We start from the raw sequence: 17,374 nt of genomic DNA on the forward strand, positions 1-17,374 counted from the left end.
AAGTGTTAGGTAAGAAAATACAATTGTGGTTTTGTTCCGGCTTCAGGGGCCAGTACTTTCCATGAACGGTCTTTGATAGCCAGCGAAACATCGCTGTTCGGATCGTCCAAATCGCCAAAATGCAAACACTTGGTAGGACACACATCAACACAAGCCGTTTTTTGTCCTTTCTGAACGCGGTGCAAACAGAAGGTACATTTATCAACATAACCATCGGGATGCGAGTAACGTGCATCGTATGGGCACGACTGAATACATGCGCCACAACCAATACATTTATGATGAGTTACAGTTACAATTCCACCTTCTTCAATATGACTTGCCCCGGTTGGACAACACCGCACACACGGTGAATTATCGCAGTGATTACAACGCTCCGAACGAAATTCAAGACTCAAACTTGGGTAAGTTCCGTCAACGCGTTCAACAATCCAGTCGCGACAGTATCCATGCGGTACATTATTTTCTGTTTGACAGGCCACTACACAGTCGCCACACCCAACACATTTTTTTGTGTCGATCGCCATTGCATATCTCATGCTTTAACCTCCTTTTCTTCCAGTGCAGGATCTTCTGTTAAAAATGTTATAAAGTTTCCTCTCATTCCGGTACCACCCATAATCGGATCAACGGCAACATTTGTTATCATTTCGGTATCGGCGGCTCCTTTTCCAAAAGCCCTTGAGAGTTTTTTGTTTTTATGACCAAATCCGTGAACCATATACACCGAGTCCCAGCGAATTCGTTCAGTTATCCGCACCTTAATTGGAAATGATGTGATGGCATCGTCCTGGTTTTTCAACCATACTTCCTGTCCGTTTTTCAGTCCCCACAAGTCGGCAACTTTTGGATTTACCCAAACGCTGTTCTCACTCATCAGGTCTGATAAATTCGGGTTGTTTGACGTACGGCTGAAAGTGTGCATTGGCGCACGACCGTAAATCAAACGATAGAAATTCTGTGGTGGTTCAGGATGTTTCGTATAGTTTGGAATCGGATCAAAACCGTGGTCGGCAAAATCAACTGAATACAGTTCAATTTTTCCGGTTGTGGTATTGAAATTATAATCTTCGCCATCACCCATATAAAGCGGGCCGGTTTTTCTCGGGTATTTTTTAACACCAATTTTCTTCATTTCTTCCAATGAAGTACCCAGCTGTTTTAACTGCCAGTCGATTACTTCTGAATAATCATCGTAGTTAAAGTAATCGTGTAAACCTAAACGTTCGCCAATTTGTTTGGCAATCCACCAACCTGGTTTCGAATCGTATTTTGGTTCGATAGCCGGCATACGCAATGCAATATTTGGCTCGCGGTTAGCTGCAGAACGAATTACATCGTAACGCTCGAGATAAGTTGCTTCCGGAAAAACCACATCGGCATAACCGGTAATATCCATCGGCATGGTATCCATTACTGCAATAAACTCAACCGAATCAGCAGCTTCTTTAAATAACGGTTTATCCGGCATCGACAGTGGTAGGTTTGTGCCGGCCACCAACCATGCTTTTAGCTGGTGTTTATAATTGTATCTTGGAATAGATGCTTTTAAGGCCTCAGTAGTAATCCCCATTGTTGCCAGTGGGTACCTGTCTTCATTCCAGTCTTTCCATGTCCATTTTGGCTCAGGGAAATGTGGGTGCGGATAAGCAGGAACAGAAACGCCCTCAGGGAAATATAATCCTCCGCGTTTTCCCCAGGAACCCAACAAGGCAGTAAGAATTGCCATGGCACGTCCGCGTTGTGTATCGTCGCCGTACCAAACCACGTGGCGTCCCGGGTGAATAATTACCGCAGGAGCTGCATCGGCCATCGCGCGTGCAGTTCTTCTGATTTCTTCCGGCTCGATGGTAGTGATACCATAAGCCCACTCCGGAGTCATATTTTTCACATGATCTTTTAAATAATCAAGACCAAATGTATATTGCTCAACGTAATCTTTATCGTATAAACCTTCGTAAATCAGCACATGGATCCATGCCATTAACAAAGCGATATCGGTTGACGGTTTAATGGGCAACCAGTGATTTGAATGCGCTGCTGCCGTTGAAAAACGCGGATCAACCGTAATAATAGTTGCGCCGTTATCAATGGCGTCCGACATTTCCTGCACCTGCGAATTGTGCATGTTCTCGCCCAGGTGCGAACCAATTAACACCAAACATTTGGTATCTCTGATATCGGTACATTCGGGCGAGCCAACATAGGCTCCAAATGTTGAAAAATAAGCCGACGAACGTGGACCACGACAATTGGCAAACGCAGGCTCGGCATTACTTTCCGAACCATAAGCACGTAGCAAATGGTGAAAATGACCTCCGGGAGTTCCGTGATTGAACAAACCAAAAGCTTCAGGACCGTACTTTTCTTTTACTTCCTTCATCTTATCGGCAACTTTGTTCAGCGCCTCATCCCATGTTGCTTCTCTGAAATATTGAGTACCATCCTTGCGAGTATCTCTTATCAGCGGTGTTTTTAAACGATCTTCGTCGTAAACCATACCAACGCCGCCTGTTCCTCGCGGACACAAACGACCGTTACAATGCGGGTCGTTCTTATTACCAACAACTTTTCGTATAGTTCCGTTTTTATCGACATAAGCCCACGCAGCACATTTCCAAAAGCATACTTCGCAATAAGTTGGATACGGAGTAAGATCCTCATCACTTACCGGACCTTCGGTCTTCGATTCGAAGAGCCCGAAACCTTTTGATCCCAAAGCCTTAAAACTTATGGCAGCAGCTCCGGCACCGGCAGTTGAAATTTTGATAAAATCCCGTCTTGTCTTCATTCGTCTAAATAGTTTATTTTATTGGTAACTCATGTAACACGCTTTCTTCAAACTCAGCATGAAAAATGCTTTCTCACATGGTTATTTATCTTTCTATTTCTTTAATGTTGAACACGTTTCTCATTCTTCCAAAACTGTTTCTAAAAAGCGCCAGAGAATAAGAGTTTAGCATCTTTTTACAGTTATTCATATATACCTATCTATATTTTTAGATATGGCCGCAAATATAGAAATCATTTTGTACAATGGTTATTAATGTGCTTAATTTGAAACCATTAAAAATAAGCACGATATCCTTGAAGGAACATCTCATCCTACCAATTCCATAGCACTTGTTTACAAACATTTACCCGAATCATTAAGAGGAAATAAAAATAGCCATAAATAACAGTGCGACCTTATCGGGAAACAGGTTTTTTAACATATAGCCCATTCTTTCGAAACGGAGTTTATTTGATCTGTTTAGCCACAAAATTTGACTTAATAGCACTATGTGATTTAGGTCACTTTCTTAACATTTATTAAACAGAAAAATTTCCAATTTCCTAGTTTTCTCAATTTATTACATTTGTCTCAAAGAAAATGGGAATGAAAACCAAAAACCGAAGAGTTTTTTTGAAAATAGTGGCGGTAGGATTTGTTTCGTTTTTTGCATTCATCTGGAATAAATTAACGCTCCAACATATTGCAACTTCCGGTGCAGAAGAAGTGTCGGTTCCGCTGAACATGAACAAGGAAGTGCAGTTTTTCGACAAATACATTATTGTAAATTCAGATCATCAAACAAAGGTTTTTTCATCGCATTGCAGCCACCTGGGATGTAAAATTGATAAAATGGAAAGCGGCAAACTGGTTTGTCCTTGTCATGGTTCGGAATACGATCTGCAAGGACAGGTTATAAAAGGACCGGCATACAAAAATCTTACGATACTCGACTCGACGGTTTCCGACGACGGAAAATCAATAACAATTAAAGGATAAAATGGCAAAGAAGAATGATAAAACAACGTTTGGAACAATAGCAGTGGCTATGTTCTGGCTAGTTATTTTATCCGGCATTTTGCTTGCCGTTCCTTTTAATGTTGAATCGCCTTACCTGAGTGTAAGCACAATGATCGTAGCCAATCCGTGGGCTGCGCTTATCCGTAACTACCATTACTGGAGCTCGCAGTTCTTCCTTGTTTTCAGCCTTATTCATCTTTACGATCATTTTCATTACAAAGAAAAAATCGGCCTAAAAAAAGGAATGGCATTCCGGCTGAGCATTGGTGTTTTAATCATATTCCTGGCCATGATCACCGGCTTTTTGCTGAAAGGGGATTCCGACAGCGAGCAGGCCCGGCAAATATTACAAACACTTGCCGAGCGCGTTCCGTTAATTGGCCAGTCGCTGGCATTTTCATTGCTGGGGCACCCGGAAAGCTACCAGCTAATTTATGTGCACCACATAGCCACATTTACCGTTTTTATTGCGGTAATAATGATTGAGCACAGCCGCAGAAAATACTGGCCCCCGGTGCTTGATTTTGTTATTTCGGCAATTGGCGTTTTGGCATTCAGCTACCTTTTCAGTGCACCCTTGCACGACAATCTGAATCCGGCAGTAAAAGGCCCGTGGTACTTTGTCGGTTTCCAGGAAATATTGCACTGGCTGAGCCACCCGGCCTGGTCGTTGTTACTTTTTTTGGTGTTGCTTGTTTTGCTTTACCTGGTTAATTCAGCCAAAGGTAAAACGATGTTTCTCAGCAAACGAAGTCTGCTTGTTTTCACCGGCTTCTACCTGGTCTTAACTATTATTGGTTTATTTTTCCGTGGAGAGCGCTGGCAATGGAAAAATCCGTGGCAGGAAAACTACCGCTACGAAGTACTGAATAATTTTAAATCGCCGAGAGTACAACTTACTCCCGAATTTGAACTGGGTACGGCAATCGCCTCCCCGGTTATCCAGGGACGAAAAGAAAGCTGCCTGGCCTGCCACTCGGAAACGCATGGCCTTACCGATTCGCATTCGCCTGAGGCCATTGGTTGTGTTTCCTGTCATGGCGGCAATCCGTTTGCAACCGGTAAAAATCAGTCGCATAATAATATGATCCTTATTCCGGGAAATCTGGCTACCGCGCCACAATCGTGCGGAACAACGCAGTGTCATCCGGAAATTGTTGAGCGCGTACCCACCGGTTTAATGGCTACATTAAGCGGAATGATCAGTGTTGATCGTTTTGTATTCAACGAACAGGATAATCCCGATGAACTGGCCAATGTACATCATCTCGGGAATTCGGCTGCCGACGAGCATCTGCGTAATTTATGCGTCCGCTGCCACCTTGGAAATCCAAAAACAGAATATGGCCCGGTTAACGAAAGCAGCCGTGGAGGAGGCTGCCTGGCCTGCCACCTGAATTACAGCCCCGAGGCAGAAATTGCACTTGCCAAGGTTAAAGACACCATTATTAATGCGCACCCGTCGATTAGTTTGGCCACTAGCAACAACCACTGTTTTGGATGCCACAGCCGCTCGGGCAGGATTTCAACCAATTACGAAGGTTGGCACGAAACAACACTTGAAGTCAAACAAATGCCTACTAACGACAATAACTATCGCCTGATCGAAGGAGAACGTGTATTTGTAAAAAAACAGCAAGACGTTCACCACGAGCTGGGAATGGAATGTATCGATTGTCATCATTCGTATGAAGTAATGGGCGACGGAACACTTTATGCCCACCAGGAAGATCAGGCGGATGTGCAATGTATTGATTGCCATTTTGACGGCGATGCAAGAACGATAAAAGCCGAAAATCTTGACAATGAATCGGCAATTATCGCGGCTTTACGACTTGGCAATATTTCAGGGAAAGAATTTTTGGTAACCGGCAAACGCAAGCACGCGCTGGTAAATACTTTTGTTGAAAACGACACGGCGTTTCTGCAAACCAAAAACAGCAAGATTAAAATGGCTTTAACCCGTCCGGCAGAAGTTTGTACAAGAAGCAATGCCCACTCTGACCTGGCCTGTTCAAGTTGTCACTCGTCGTGGGTGCCAACTTGTATTGGCTGCCACAACGAATACGATCCGAATGAGCCATCGTACAATATGGTAGCTAATAAAGAGCAAACCGGCGGCTGGGTTGAATTTTTTGGCGAGTATGAAGCGAAACTTCCGTCGTTGGGCATGCGAACTGAAGGCGAAAAATCAGAAGTTATACCTGTTGCTCCGGGAATGATTCTTACCATCGACAAAAGCGCTTACACCGACGACGCAGATAATTTGACTATTTTTCATCGTTTGTATGCGCCGGTTGCACCGCACACCACCACCAAAGAAGGACGGGATTGCAAAAGCTGCCACAACAGTTCGCTTGCCTTAGGTTATGGGGAAGGAAAACTGGAATACGAAATGGCAGACGGAAAGGGAAAATGGACATTTGCTCCGCTTTACCAGCGCGATGTTAACGACGGTTTGCCCGCCGATGCCTGGATCGATTTTCTGCAAACACGAACCGGCAAAGTAGCCACACGTTCGAATGTTTCTCCGCTAAGTGTTGAACAACAACAGGCCATATTAACAGTTGGCGCCTGCCTTACCTGCCATGATGATGACTCGAGAATAATGAAAGCTACGCTTAACGATTTTGAAGAGCAGCTACAAAAGCGAAGTTCTGCCTGTATTCTTCCCGAATGGAAATAAAAAAAGCGCCACCTGAAAACAGATGACGCTTAACTTCCTCGTATACTAGATTAAGTAAAAATAATCTGTGTTCCGTCGCCTCCCGACATAGCGTATAAGTCTCCAACTGTTATAATAGCTTTTACATGTTCACACAAATCATCTTTAGTGAGTTTGAACATATCGGCGGCCATTTTACAGGCATAAATCTCGCCGCCGCCTGCGGTTATCATATCCAAAAATTCGTCAACGGGTGGCACATCCAGCTCGTCCATTTGCTTTTTCATCATGGCCGAAACTCCGGCTTCAACTCCGGGAATTGCACCAAGCAAAGTTGGGAAAGCCCACCCGTTTGGCATTCGCATTCCCGGATTGCCAACTGTTGCCGTGTGCAATTTGTTCATCTGCTTTTTGGTAATGGCATCCAGTCCAAAAAATGTAAAAAACAATTTGGCCTCAATACCTTCCATGACTGCTCCATTCGCCATTATCAAACCTGCATATACATCTTCAATATTGGCTTTGGCTACAATTATCATCACCTTTTTTAAAGGCGTTTCTTTTACTTCAGTCATATTCTTAAGTTTTTGGTTTTTAAACGCAACTTGCCGGTTTTGAAATTCCGGCATATTTCGAAGATAATTTTAGCGGACCACCGGGAAACAATTCGTACAATCCCTTAATATCAACAATACCCGATTTACCAACTTTTCGTATTGTAAGGCTGGCACCTGATGCCTCCTGTTCACGCAAATAATCCAACACTTCGTAGTGTTTATCGGTCAGGTCAATACCATCTTCTTTTGCCATTTCTGCAGCAACTTCCTTGCTCCAGTCCGATTTGTTTACCAGGTAGCCTTCTGCGGTTACCTCAACAGTTTTTCCTGCGAAAGTTTTTTCTGCCATAATTTTATTTTTAATTGTTGTTTTTATTGGTTTCTGCAGCCATGTTCTTCATAAAGGTTACAAAGAATCCCAGCGCACGTTTCATCTCCGGTTGATTCATTTCGCGCATAACCTTAAAAATGGAATACTCAGGAACATTTTCCATTTCCATACTTCCGTAAATTTTAAGGCCATTGTTCATTGCATTCATCATTTCGGGTTGTGTTGCCGAGCGCACTGTCTCCATAATGGTTACAATGTTATCTGCCAGCTCTTTCACATCCGACGGTTTGTAATGTGCAATGATGTTATCAAAGATCTGTCCGGCCTCGGCAAAGAATTCGAAGTATCCTTTTTGATCCAGCTCATTCAGTTTTTTGGAGAAGTCGATGATCACCTCGTTAAGAATTGGCGAGGCATCTTTAACCAGATCATTCATACTTTCGAATAGTTCCAGAAAACGATTCATGTTATCGATGTTACGTAGAATACGCAACATTAGCCCCTTCACCTCATCAATATCAAGATGAACCATACGGTTATCCAGATCTTCCACCGCTGTATCGTACATGTCTTTTCCGACTATCGACAGGTCAGAGATCAAATCTTCAACTTCGTTGGTTTTAAGCCGCTGCTGGTTTACGTACTCCAGCAGCAAATCAACCTTTTGGTTCAGTTCCGATATTTGTACTTGTAATGATTTCTCTTCCATAATCAGGCTCCTTTCATTAATTCACCTTCTTTTTCCCGGCCATGGTCATCAGTGGTTCAACCGGAAGTTCTTTACCTTTTAGCAGTATGTGCCAGTAAATCCAGCGGAACATAACCTTACCATAGTGGTTGATTTTTGTATTTTTCAGCAAACCAAACGGCCCGATGCCCGGCAGCGGGAAAGTTCCCGGAAGTGGTTCTGTATCGTAATTAAAATCGATAAGTGCGCCTTTACCAAAACCTGTCTCGATGTAACAGTTGGCATGGCCATCAAATTTGGCGTGCAACGGACGTCCTTCAATGGCACTCATCAGGTTCTCGAATAAGATATCGGCGGCAAAGTGAGCTACCGATCCGGCTTTCGATGTTGGAATATTGGAAGCGTCTCCCAGTACAAAAATATTTTCGTGTGCCACCGACTGCAGCGTGTGTTTATCGGTTGGAACAAAATTCAGATCGTCGCCCAAACCGCTTCTTTCAATCATTTCGTCGCCCATGTTCACAGGCACTACGGTAAGCACATCAAAATCAATTTCCTTCTCGTCGTACGAAATAAGTTTCTTCTGGTCGTTGTCCACCCTTTCGATGTAGAAATCAGGAATTACTTCGATGTTCTTTTCAGCCAACAGCTCCGAAAGCATTTTGGTGGCTACCGGTTTGGTAAAAGCTCCCGGCATCGGGGTAACGTAAGCTATCTCCACCTTATCGCGCATGCCCAGTTCGGTAAAATAAGCGTCGGCCAGAAACACAAACTCCAGTGGTGCAACCGGGCATTTGTAAGGCAACTCGGTAATGGCCATTACCAGTTTTCCACCTTCCCAGCCTTTTAAGAACTTTTGCAGCGCCAAAGCTCCGTCGATGGTATAAAAATCGAATATTTCCTTGTACCACAACTTATCTTTCAAGCCCGGGGTTTCATCGGGATTGGTTTTGGTACCGGTTGCCACGATCAGGAAATCGTAATTCAATACCTGCCCACCTTCAAGATGTACTTTGTTGGCGTCACCTTCAATTCTGTCGATTGAAGAATAAATCATATTCACTCCGGCAGGAATAAAATCAGCCTTTGGTTTTATCACATCTTCCTTCTGGTAGATACCAAAAGGAATAAATAAAAATCCGGGTTGGTAATAATGTGTTTTAAACTGATCGACAATGGTAATCGCCCACTCTTCTCTGTCGAGGGCTTTTCGTAGCTTATTCGCCATCATTGTGCCCGCAGTTCCGGCGCCAAGAATTACTATCTTCTTCATTTTGAATCGTTCTATTGGTTTATCTGCGATTTAAAGTTACCAGAGCGCGAATAAGATGCTGTAAAACCTTCTATGATAATTATCAGAGAGTAATAAATATCATAATAAATTGGTACATTGCGGGTTAATGAAACACGAGTAAACCGGGCTATGGGAAACACAACTTGTACTTGCGAATATTGTCAGTTAAAAAACATTTTTTTTGCACATGTTAAAAGTGATGAACTCACCAATATCTGCGATTTAAAAGTTGAAAGAAGTTACTCTAAAGGAGAATCGATTATACAAGAAGGCGACCCGATTACCGAATTTGTATACATGAAAAAAGGTTTGGTTAAACTCTCAAAAGCTTCAATCGACGGCAAAGACCAAATTATCAGTTTCTCGAAACCTTTCGACTTTGTCAGCCTTTTGTCGGTATTTTCATCAACACAATACAAATATTCTGTTACAGCAATCGAACAAACTACTGTTTGTATTTTGCAATTGGATGTGGTGCGAAAATATGCCGAAGAAAATGCACTGTTTGCGATGGATATGATGTCGAATATTAGTCAGATGACCGATAAAATTATCCTCGACAACCTGGAGATAAAACGCAAACACCTGAAAGGACGTATTGCGCATGTGCTGCTTTATTTTTCCGACTACATATATAAAAAGGATGAGTTTGAACTTCCCATTTCGAGGCGCGAAATTGCTGAATATATTGGGATGACCACTGAGAATGTGATTCGCACTTTGTCTGAATTCCGCAAAGATGAAATCATAAAAATATTTGGAAAGAATATTCTTATTTCCGACAAAAAACGGCTGAAGAGTATTTCAGAGTTTGGATGATTCCAAATCTTCGGGTCGGTTTAAATTGGCAAATAAACGTTTGTTTTTGTTAAGGTATTCCTGCGCATCAACCCAATTTGTATTTACACTCTTCAGCAAATTGTGCATTTTGTACTCACCATTCTCTATCAACTTTTCCATTTTTGAGATGCAACTTCTGTTGTAAAGTGCAATAAGCGGTTCGCCACCTTTTTCAGAAAACGGAACCACGGCATCAAAATCACCGGTATTTTTTAAAAGAAACTGCAAAAAAAGTGCATCAACAAAAGCGGCATCAACACTTAAAACAAGGTTCCAATCGAAATTCGACTGTTTTAACCCAGAATAGATCCCTCCAATCGGACCACAGTCTTTCACCTCATCTTTAATAATCGGATAATTAAAACCGGCATGTAAATCACTATTCGAACTAATTAACAGTTCAGAAGAAAGTGGTTTACAAAGAGTAATTGCACGTTCGAGTAAAGTTTTTCCCCCGAGCTCCAACAAGGCTTTGTCGGTGCCCATTCGTTTACTTAAGCCGCCGGCTAGAATTATTGTGGTTATTTGCATGTTCTAAATGTACAGAAATAAAAAAAGCTTCAGAAAAATCTGAAGCTTTTATCGGGTGGATGATGGGATTTGAACCCACGACCTCCGGAACCACAATCCGGCGTTCTAACCAACTGAACTACAACCACCATTTTGTTTGCGGGTGCAAATATAAATATTTTATTCTTTCTACAATTCAAAATGAATTAAATTTTGAATGGTATTTTTGTTTAAGATTGTTTTCAAAACAAAAAAGATATCCTGCATTTTGCAACCACCGCAAAATATTCCTGTCATTAAAATTGAAAGATGAACAGTTGAGACAAAAAGAGCACATACATAAAAAAATTATCGAGGCCAGTAAGAAGGGAGATAACCGGGCACGATACGAGCTATATGGATTGTACTCGAAAGCCATGTTTAATATTTGTTACCGGATGATGAATAACCGGGAGGAGGCCGAAGACATGTTGCAGGAAGCATTTACACAGGCATTTACCAAACTGGAATCGTTCCGTTACGAATCGAATTTCGGGTCGTGGCTAAAACGAATAGTTGTAAACACCTGCATTAATGCCATTAACAAACGAAAAGTGGATCTTACCTATTGCGAGGAAATTTACGACTACGACAGTGAAGAGGAAAGCAACGAATACGAGCCGGAATATACAATAGCAAATATTACACAGGCAATGGAACAATTACCCGAAGGCGGACGAATGATTTTTTCACTTTATCTGCTCGAGGGGTACGATCACGGCGAAATTGCGCAAATACTGAAGATTAAAGAATCAACATCGAAAACCCAGTTTATGCGCGCCAAACGCCGTGTTGTTGAACTATTAAAACAAACCCATGGAGATGCTATGGATAAAATATAAGCCATATGGAGAAGAATAGATTGGAAGAATTTATAAAAGAAAACCGAGGGGAGTTCGATTTCAGAACACCATCGCCGGAAGTATGGGATAAAATTAACACTGCCACAAAGGAGACGAAAGTTGTTTCGCTGCGCCACTATTTTATGCGCGCTGCAGCAATAGCGGTTATTCTAATCGCTACAGGAGTGATACTTTGGCAAAATAATCTGAACAATCCTGTGCGCCTTGCAGAGAATGCAGATCCGGAACTAAAGGAACTAATCGAGGCTGAAGCATTTTACTCGTCGCAGGTGAATCAGAAACTGAAAGAAATACAAAAATGTTACTATACTTTTCCGGAACTGAAACACGAAATTGAAACCGATTTAAACGAACTGGAAGGTATGTACCAACTGCTTAAAAACGATTTGGAAGAAAATATTTCGAATAAAAGCGTAATTGAAGCAATGATTGAAAACAACCGCTACAGGCTGCAACTTTGCGACGATGTGCTGAACCAGGTTAAATGTTAGACAAGGAGGAAAAATGATAAAAATAAAGTGGAAATTAGTTGCCGGACTGTTTGTTTTACTTGCTCCGTTATTGGTAAATGCCCAGTTTACCGACACCAAAGAGATTCGGAAATCGTATGCCATTACACCCGAAACACAAATTGAAATTACCAACAAATACGGGAAAATCGATTTCAAGAGCTGGGACAAGGACTCGGTAAAATTCCTCATCAACATCAGGGTTGAAGAAAAAAAACTGTCGAAGCTGGAAGAATCGATTGAAGAGATTGATTTTGACATTACCAACAGCGAACACTACCTGATAGTGCGCACGATAGTTGAAAAAAACCTGGGCACACTGGGCCGCGAGATCAAAAAGTTTAAGGAGACCTTACTAAGCTCGGATGGAAATATCCAGGTGGATTACACGGTTTGGCTGCCCGACTCGAACCGCTTGAAAGTAGACAATAAATTTGGCGACATTTATATTGGCGACTATAAGGGTGAAGCTGACATCACCCTGTCGAACGGAAACATGAAAGCTCACGATTTCCGCCACCTGAATCTTACGCTGAACTTTGCCGATGCCACCATCAACAAAATAGAAAAGGGGCGCCTTGATTGTAATTTCAGCGAGCTGTTCACCAAAGAAATGGGAACCATACACCTGCAAAGCAAATCAACCGAGTTTGAGTTCCAGGAAGTGGAAAGCCTTTCGGCGTCATCGCGCCGCGATAAATTCAGAATCCGCCAGATTGAACTTCTTGATGCACAAAGCAGTTTTACCACGTTCCGAATAAACAAGCTTGTTGACCGTGCAAAAATTCAGGCGGAATACGGAGATATTGAAATAGAAGGAACCGAGGCTGATTTTAGTGGCGTAAATATCGAATCGCGGTCAACTGATATTAACCTGTATTTTAACAGCGAATCGGCATTCAGTTTCGATATTCAGCATACAAAAGCCGATGTGAGTTTTGACTCCGATTTTTCAATAGAAAAGGAAGACGTGTTAGATGAAAAAGAAAATGAAATAAAGATTACCGGAAATTTTAGAGAAACACAAAATCCTTCTGAAAAGCTTTATATCAGGGCGAACTCGGGCAATATTAACCTGCGTACCACCTATTAAATAAATTTTTAGCACGCATTTTGCAACCTCTCCCAAAAACACCTGTCTTTTAAAAGCAGAAAGAAAACAATTATTAACCACACGGGAATTGTTTGCCAAAGCCATGAAAACAATTAAGCAAACTTCCCACCAGAAGACTACTTGTTATGAAAACGATTAAATTATTCATTTGTGGGCTTGCTATATTCTTTAGCGCCACCAGTTGTATCGATGAATTTACTGTTGAAGGAAATGGAATCCGCGAATCGGAAAGCCGTATTGTTACCTCTTTTGAAAAAGTAAAATCATCGGGAGATTTTGAGGTACACATTACCGAAGCACAAAGCCACGATGTGTTAATAAGTGCCGAGGAAAACCTGTTGCAGTACATTGAAACGTATGTTTCGGGCGAAACTTTGCACATTGATGTAAAAGGAATCCGGAATTTGAAAAACCGTTTGCCCATGGAAGTATTTATCTCGACTCCAACCCTGCGAGGGATTAAACAAAGCGGATCGGGAATTATTACCACCGATTATTTTGTGAGCAACGAAATGGATGTAGTCCTGTCCGGATCGGGAAGTATAGTTACTGCCTTTGAAGCCGAAGAAGTTGATGCTTTACTCTCAGGATCGGGAACCATTGAATTCTCGGGCTTTGCCGACGATGCTGATTTTGTAATCAGCGGATCGGGAACGATTGATGCCCACCAGCTCGATCTGTACAATTGCACCACTTCCACATCCGGATCGGGCGATATGTATGTTACTGTTTCGCGGCATCTTCGCTCAAATATTTCAGGAAGCGGGAATGTATTTTATTACGGGAATCCGGACATTGAAACCCACATTTCGGGCACAGGCAGTGTAATCAGCGAAAACTAAAAATAACCACTATGAAACGTTTCCTCATTATCTTGTTATTTTGCCTGCCACTGGCCTTGTCTGCTCAAACTTTTGATAAAGCAATCGGTATCCGCGGCGGATACTCGGCGGGTTTCGAATACCGCTTTTACACCGACGATGCCAATTCGTACAAATTCCTTTTGGCCACCCGCGACGATGGGATTCAGCTGCATGCAATGAAAGAATTTCACGAGTACGACCTGTTTAGCTTCTCCGAGCAATTATCGCTGTTTTACGGACTGGGTGTTCATTTCGGTTACGAACAATGGGACAAACACTATGTGCAAAACAATACCAGCTGGTACGAAGAACGAACAGCACTGCTGGCAGGAGTAGATGCCGTTGTTGGCGTTGAATACCTGTTCTACGAGGTACCGCTCTCCATCGGATTCGAGGTAAAACCTTATGTTGATGTGCTGGGTCGCGATTTTTTCGACCTCGAACTATTCGATTTTGCCTTTACCATAAAATATCATTTTTAAGCCAAAACAACTATTTAACAAATTCAGAAAAATGAAAACATTAACACTTTTACTGGCCTTTTTAATGGCCGCCGGTTTTGCCATTGCGCAAGACGATTATCAAAACCACGAGGTAGAAACCATTTTTTCGAACCAAAGAAGTAACGGAGGTTACGGTGCTTTTACAATTGGTTATACTCAAATTGACGGGCGCGATGCCATGGTTGCCGGAGCTCGTGGTGCTTTTATTTTCGACCACTCGTTTGCCATTGGAGTGGCCGGATACGGTTTTGTTAACGACCTGGAGTACCACAACTACCAGGCAAATCCGGAAGACCGCTTCTTTTTAGCCGGAGGTTACGGCGGTGTATTTTTCGAGCCTATTGTTGGAGGCACAAAACCTGTACATGTTTCTTTTCCAATTGTAGTGGGAATGGGAGGAATATCGCTGGTAGAACACACCAACTGGGACCGGGATTACTACCACGATTACCAGGAATACGACACTGACCTGTTTTTTGTTTTCGAACCGGGTGTAGAGTTGGAATTCAACCTTACCCGCTTTTTCCGCATGGCAGCCTACGGAAGTTACCGCCTCACTTCCGACATTGAATTATACGATACCAATCCCGACGTACTGCGAGGTTTTAATGTGGGAATGACATTTAAATTTGGGAAGTTTTAAATTTTCTGAGAACAGAATGAGTTCCGGTTTATTATCCAATCCTCAAATTGATTGTCGCTCCCTTTAGGGATGGGGTAAACGAATTGATCTCAGGAATGATCATACATTTTTGGATATTGACAGGATACTCCCTAAAAACAAAAAGCGGCTGTCCGATAAATGTCGGGCAACCGCTTTTTTATTTCAATTGGTATAATTCCGTTTATTCGTAAAAATCAACATAATCCTGTGCTGCCAAATACTCAAAGCTTTTTTTACAGCTTTCAAGTGGCTCGAAATTGTAGCGCTCAACTTCCACAATACCGTATTTAGCACCTGATTTTTCGCGCTCAGCAAAAACTGAGGCAAAATCCATTTTTCCGCTTTCGCCCAGTTCTTTTTCGTCTTTTATGTGCCAAAGCTCAAAACGTCCGGGATATTTTTCGAAATAATCAACAGCGCTTTTACCACCTTCTGCAATCCAGTACAGGTCAAGCTGAAACATCACTTTTTCAGGGTCAGTCAATTCCAGCATCCAGTCGTAAAGCGGTTTGCCTTCGTATTCAGTTGTAAACTCTTTATCGTGGTTATGGTAGCCAAAACGAATGCCGGCGGCATTACATTTTTCGCCAACTGCGTTAAAATACTCACAGTATGCTTTAATTCCGTCGAGACTTTCGTATGCCGAACCACCCATCGATGGCTGAACGATCCATTTTGCACCGGCTGCTTTGTGTGCGGCAATACAGGTATCCCACCAGGCCATGGTTTCGTCCCAGGTTTCTTCAGTTGGAACCGATTGACCCGTGTGTGCTCCCAAAAATTGCAGGCCATTGCTTTCGCACAGGTTTTTAAACTCTACCGGATCGATGCCATACATTTTACCATCACCATAACCCGCAGTTTCAACAAATTTGTATCCGCTTTCGCCCACTGCTTTTAAGGTTGCAGCAACATCCTCTCCCATATTGTCTTTTACCGACCAGAGTTGTAGCCCGATAAAAAGTTCCTTTTTCACTTCGGTACTCTTTTCTTCAGCTTTTTTGGGTGCAGAATTGCAAGATGTAAGTCCTTGCATAAACAACACAGCAACAGCAATTGCTGCCACTAATTTTAAACTAATTCTTCTTGAAATCATTTTTAAATTGGTTTTAGGTATTTAATTATTATCACAAAGATGGCTTTTTTCAGCTATTATTCCCACAATCGAGTACACTTAATCGCTACTTTTGCCTCTTCAAATTTACAGCATGAAAAATAAAGACCTGACAGCGATACTTTCAGCCCTGGGCGCTGCTTTTTTCTGGAGTTTCTCGTTTGTATGGTTTAAAATCGCGTTTATTGCCTATAAACCAATAACAGTAGTAATATTAAGGCTGGCCATAGCCGCGCTGCTTATAACTGTTATTGCCTGGTTCTTAAAACGCTTACAAAGACCTGAAAGAAGAGACTACAAACTGTTTTTCTTTATGTCGATGTTTGAACCCTTCCTGTACTTTTTAGGAGAAAGTTACGGATTGCAATACGTGTCGTCAACAGTGGCCGCAGTAATTGTGGCTACAATTCCATTACTTACACCCGTAGCCGCCTGGTATTTCCACAAAGAAAAAGTAAGGTTAATGAACCTTTTAGGACTCCTCTTTTCATTTGTTGGTGTTGCTCTTGTTGTGCTAAACGGCAGTTTTAGGTTCGATGCTTCGCCATTAGGCGTTGGGCTTGAATTTATGGCCGTTTTATCAGCAATAGCTTATGCCATTATTCTTAAAAATCTGGCATCGCGCTATAACACGCTAACCATTATTGCTCATCAGAATTTTATCGGGGTAGTATTGTTTTTACCCATCTGGCTTGTCGTTGATGTAAAAGACTTTATTCAAACTCCTTTCCATCCTCAAGCCTTCCGGGCAATTGTTTTGCTGGCCGTTTTCTCGTCAACGCTGGCCTTTGTATTTTTCACCCAAAGTGTACGACAAATCGGAGTTACGCGCACAAATACGTTTATAAACCTTATACCAGTGTTTGTGGCCGTTTTGTCATTTTTTATTCTGAAAGATGAACTGGGACTTCAAAAAATCGTTGGTATAATTGTAGTTGTTACCGGACTATTCCTCTCGCAGATAAAGAAAAAGGATACGAACGGACGCTTAAAAGCGGTTGAGGTGCACCGGAAATAATTTGCGACA

At 42.2% G+C, this 17,374-nt stretch carries 18 protein-coding genes and 1 tRNA gene; 10 read left to right on the top strand and 9 right to left on the bottom strand.

Annotated elements, in window-relative coordinates; translation table 11 throughout:
• Positions 1 to 5: 5 nt before the first annotated feature.
• Together G4420_RS04145 and G4420_RS04150 are read right to left on the bottom strand one after the other, a co-directional pair.
• Positions 6 to 539, bottom strand: a complete 534-nt coding sequence (locus tag G4420_RS04145; protein WP_163322301.1) for a 4Fe-4S dicluster domain-containing protein — start codon at positions 537 to 539, stop codon at positions 6 to 8.
• Positions 536 to 2,791 (bottom strand): molybdopterin-containing oxidoreductase family protein, encoded by a 2,256-nt coding sequence (locus tag G4420_RS04150; protein WP_163322302.1) that lies wholly within the window; start codon positions 2,789 to 2,791, stop codon positions 536 to 538. Before G4420_RS04150 ends, G4420_RS04145 begins: the two co-directional genes overlap by 4 nt.
• 588 nt (positions 2,792 to 3,379) lie before the next feature.
• On the opposite strand from G4420_RS04150, the gene G4420_RS04155 reads away from it, so the two are divergent.
• Positions 3,380 to 3,772, top strand: a complete 393-nt coding sequence (locus G4420_RS04155) for a QcrA and Rieske domain-containing protein (protein ID WP_163322303.1) — start codon at positions 3,380 to 3,382, stop codon at positions 3,770 to 3,772.
• Position 3,773: 1 nt separating this feature from the next.
• Positions 3,774 to 6,479, top strand: a complete 2,706-nt coding sequence (locus G4420_RS04160; RefSeq protein WP_163322304.1) for a multiheme c-type cytochrome — start codon at positions 3,774 to 3,776, stop codon at positions 6,477 to 6,479.
• 50 nt (positions 6,480 to 6,529) lie between these two features.
• On the opposite strand, the gene G4420_RS04165 is transcribed toward G4420_RS04160, so the two are convergent.
• From G4420_RS04165 to sqr, 4 genes are read right to left on the bottom strand one after another with little or no spacing between them, the layout of a single operon-like run.
• Positions 6,530 to 7,033 (bottom strand): DsrE/DsrF/DrsH-like family protein, encoded by a 504-nt coding sequence (locus G4420_RS04165; RefSeq protein WP_045026088.1) that lies wholly within the window; start codon positions 7,031 to 7,033, stop codon positions 6,530 to 6,532.
• A 19-nt stretch (positions 7,034 to 7,052) separates the two neighbouring features.
• On the bottom strand, positions 7,053 to 7,364 hold the full coding sequence (locus G4420_RS04170) for a TusE/DsrC/DsvC family sulfur relay protein (protein ID WP_163322305.1): 312 nt from the start codon (positions 7,362 to 7,364) through the stop codon (positions 7,053 to 7,055).
• Positions 7,365 to 7,374: 10 nt separating this feature from the next.
• The gene (locus G4420_RS04175) at positions 7,375 to 8,055 is read right to left on the bottom strand and encodes a DUF1641 domain-containing protein (RefSeq protein WP_163322306.1); all 681 of its coding nucleotides are present in this window, start codon (positions 8,053 to 8,055) and stop codon (positions 7,375 to 7,377) included.
• 16 nt (positions 8,056 to 8,071) lie between these two features.
• On the bottom strand, positions 8,072 to 9,307 hold the full coding sequence (gene sqr / locus G4420_RS04180; RefSeq protein WP_163322307.1) for a type III sulfide quinone reductase, selenoprotein subtype: 1,236 nt from the start codon (positions 9,305 to 9,307) through the stop codon (positions 8,072 to 8,074).
• 150 nt (positions 9,308 to 9,457) lie between these two features.
• Here sqr and G4420_RS04185 point away from each other — a divergent pair, with 150 nt between their 5' ends.
• Positions 9,458 to 10,147 carry a Crp/Fnr family transcriptional regulator gene (locus tag G4420_RS04185; protein WP_163322308.1) on the top strand — a complete coding sequence of 230 codons (690 nt, stop codon included), beginning with the start codon at positions 9,458 to 9,460 and terminating at the stop codon, positions 10,145 to 10,147.
• On the opposite strand, the gene G4420_RS04190 is transcribed toward G4420_RS04185, so the two are convergent.
• Positions 10,133 to 10,699: a molybdenum cofactor guanylyltransferase gene (locus G4420_RS04190; protein WP_163322309.1), complete on the bottom strand. Its 567-nt coding sequence runs from the start codon at positions 10,697 to 10,699 to the stop codon at positions 10,133 to 10,135. The two genes, G4420_RS04185 and G4420_RS04190, sit on opposite strands and share 15 nt — an antisense overlap.
• A 54-nt stretch (positions 10,700 to 10,753) precedes the next feature.
• Positions 10,754 to 10,827, bottom strand: a tRNA-His gene (locus G4420_RS04195).
• A gap of 168 nt (positions 10,828 to 10,995) precedes the next feature.
• Between G4420_RS04195 and G4420_RS04200 the strand changes: the two genes are divergently transcribed.
• The 6 genes from G4420_RS04200 to G4420_RS04225 all read left to right on the top strand — a co-directional run bounded on the left by G4420_RS04200 (position 10,996) and on the right by G4420_RS04225 (position 15,212).
• Positions 10,996 to 11,559: an RNA polymerase sigma factor gene (locus G4420_RS04200; protein ID WP_163322310.1), complete on the top strand. Its 564-nt coding sequence runs from the start codon at positions 10,996 to 10,998 to the stop codon at positions 11,557 to 11,559.
• 5 nt (positions 11,560 to 11,564) lie between these two features.
• On the top strand, positions 11,565 to 12,071 hold the full coding sequence (locus G4420_RS04205) for a hypothetical protein (protein ID WP_163322311.1): 507 nt from the start codon (positions 11,565 to 11,567) through the stop codon (positions 12,069 to 12,071).
• A gap of 13 nt (positions 12,072 to 12,084) precedes the next feature.
• Positions 12,085 to 13,182: a DUF4097 family beta strand repeat-containing protein gene (locus tag G4420_RS04210; RefSeq protein WP_163322312.1), complete on the top strand. Its 1,098-nt coding sequence runs from the start codon at positions 12,085 to 12,087 to the stop codon at positions 13,180 to 13,182.
• A 146-nt stretch (positions 13,183 to 13,328) separates the two neighbouring features.
• The gene (locus G4420_RS04215; RefSeq protein ID WP_163322313.1) at positions 13,329 to 14,045 is read left to right on the top strand and encodes a head GIN domain-containing protein; all 717 of its coding nucleotides are present in this window, start codon (positions 13,329 to 13,331) and stop codon (positions 14,043 to 14,045) included.
• 11 nt (positions 14,046 to 14,056) lie between these two features.
• Positions 14,057 to 14,548: a hypothetical protein gene (locus tag G4420_RS04220; protein ID WP_163322314.1), complete on the top strand. Its 492-nt coding sequence runs from the start codon at positions 14,057 to 14,059 to the stop codon at positions 14,546 to 14,548.
• A 31-nt stretch (positions 14,549 to 14,579) separates the two neighbouring features.
• Positions 14,580 to 15,212 carry a hypothetical protein gene (locus tag G4420_RS04225; RefSeq protein WP_163322315.1) on the top strand — a complete coding sequence of 211 codons (633 nt, stop codon included), beginning with the start codon at positions 14,580 to 14,582 and terminating at the stop codon, positions 15,210 to 15,212.
• A 202-nt stretch (positions 15,213 to 15,414) separates the two neighbouring features.
• Here the strand turns inward: G4420_RS04225 and G4420_RS04230 are convergent, their stop codons facing one another.
• Positions 15,415 to 16,329 carry a sugar phosphate isomerase/epimerase family protein gene (locus tag G4420_RS04230; protein WP_246241533.1) on the bottom strand — a complete coding sequence of 305 codons (915 nt, stop codon included), beginning with the start codon at positions 16,327 to 16,329 and terminating at the stop codon, positions 15,415 to 15,417.
• A 112-nt stretch (positions 16,330 to 16,441) separates the two neighbouring features.
• On the opposite strand from G4420_RS04230, the gene G4420_RS04235 reads away from it, so the two are divergent.
• Positions 16,442 to 17,365: a DMT family transporter gene (locus G4420_RS04235; RefSeq protein ID WP_163322316.1), complete on the top strand. Its 924-nt coding sequence runs from the start codon at positions 16,442 to 16,444 to the stop codon at positions 17,363 to 17,365.
• Positions 17,366 to 17,374: the final 9 nt, after the last annotated feature.

Origin of the sequence: Draconibacterium mangrovi, assembly GCF_010586825.1 — a bacterium.
Lineage (GTDB): Bacteria > Bacteroidota > Bacteroidia > Bacteroidales > Prolixibacteraceae > Draconibacterium > Draconibacterium mangrovi.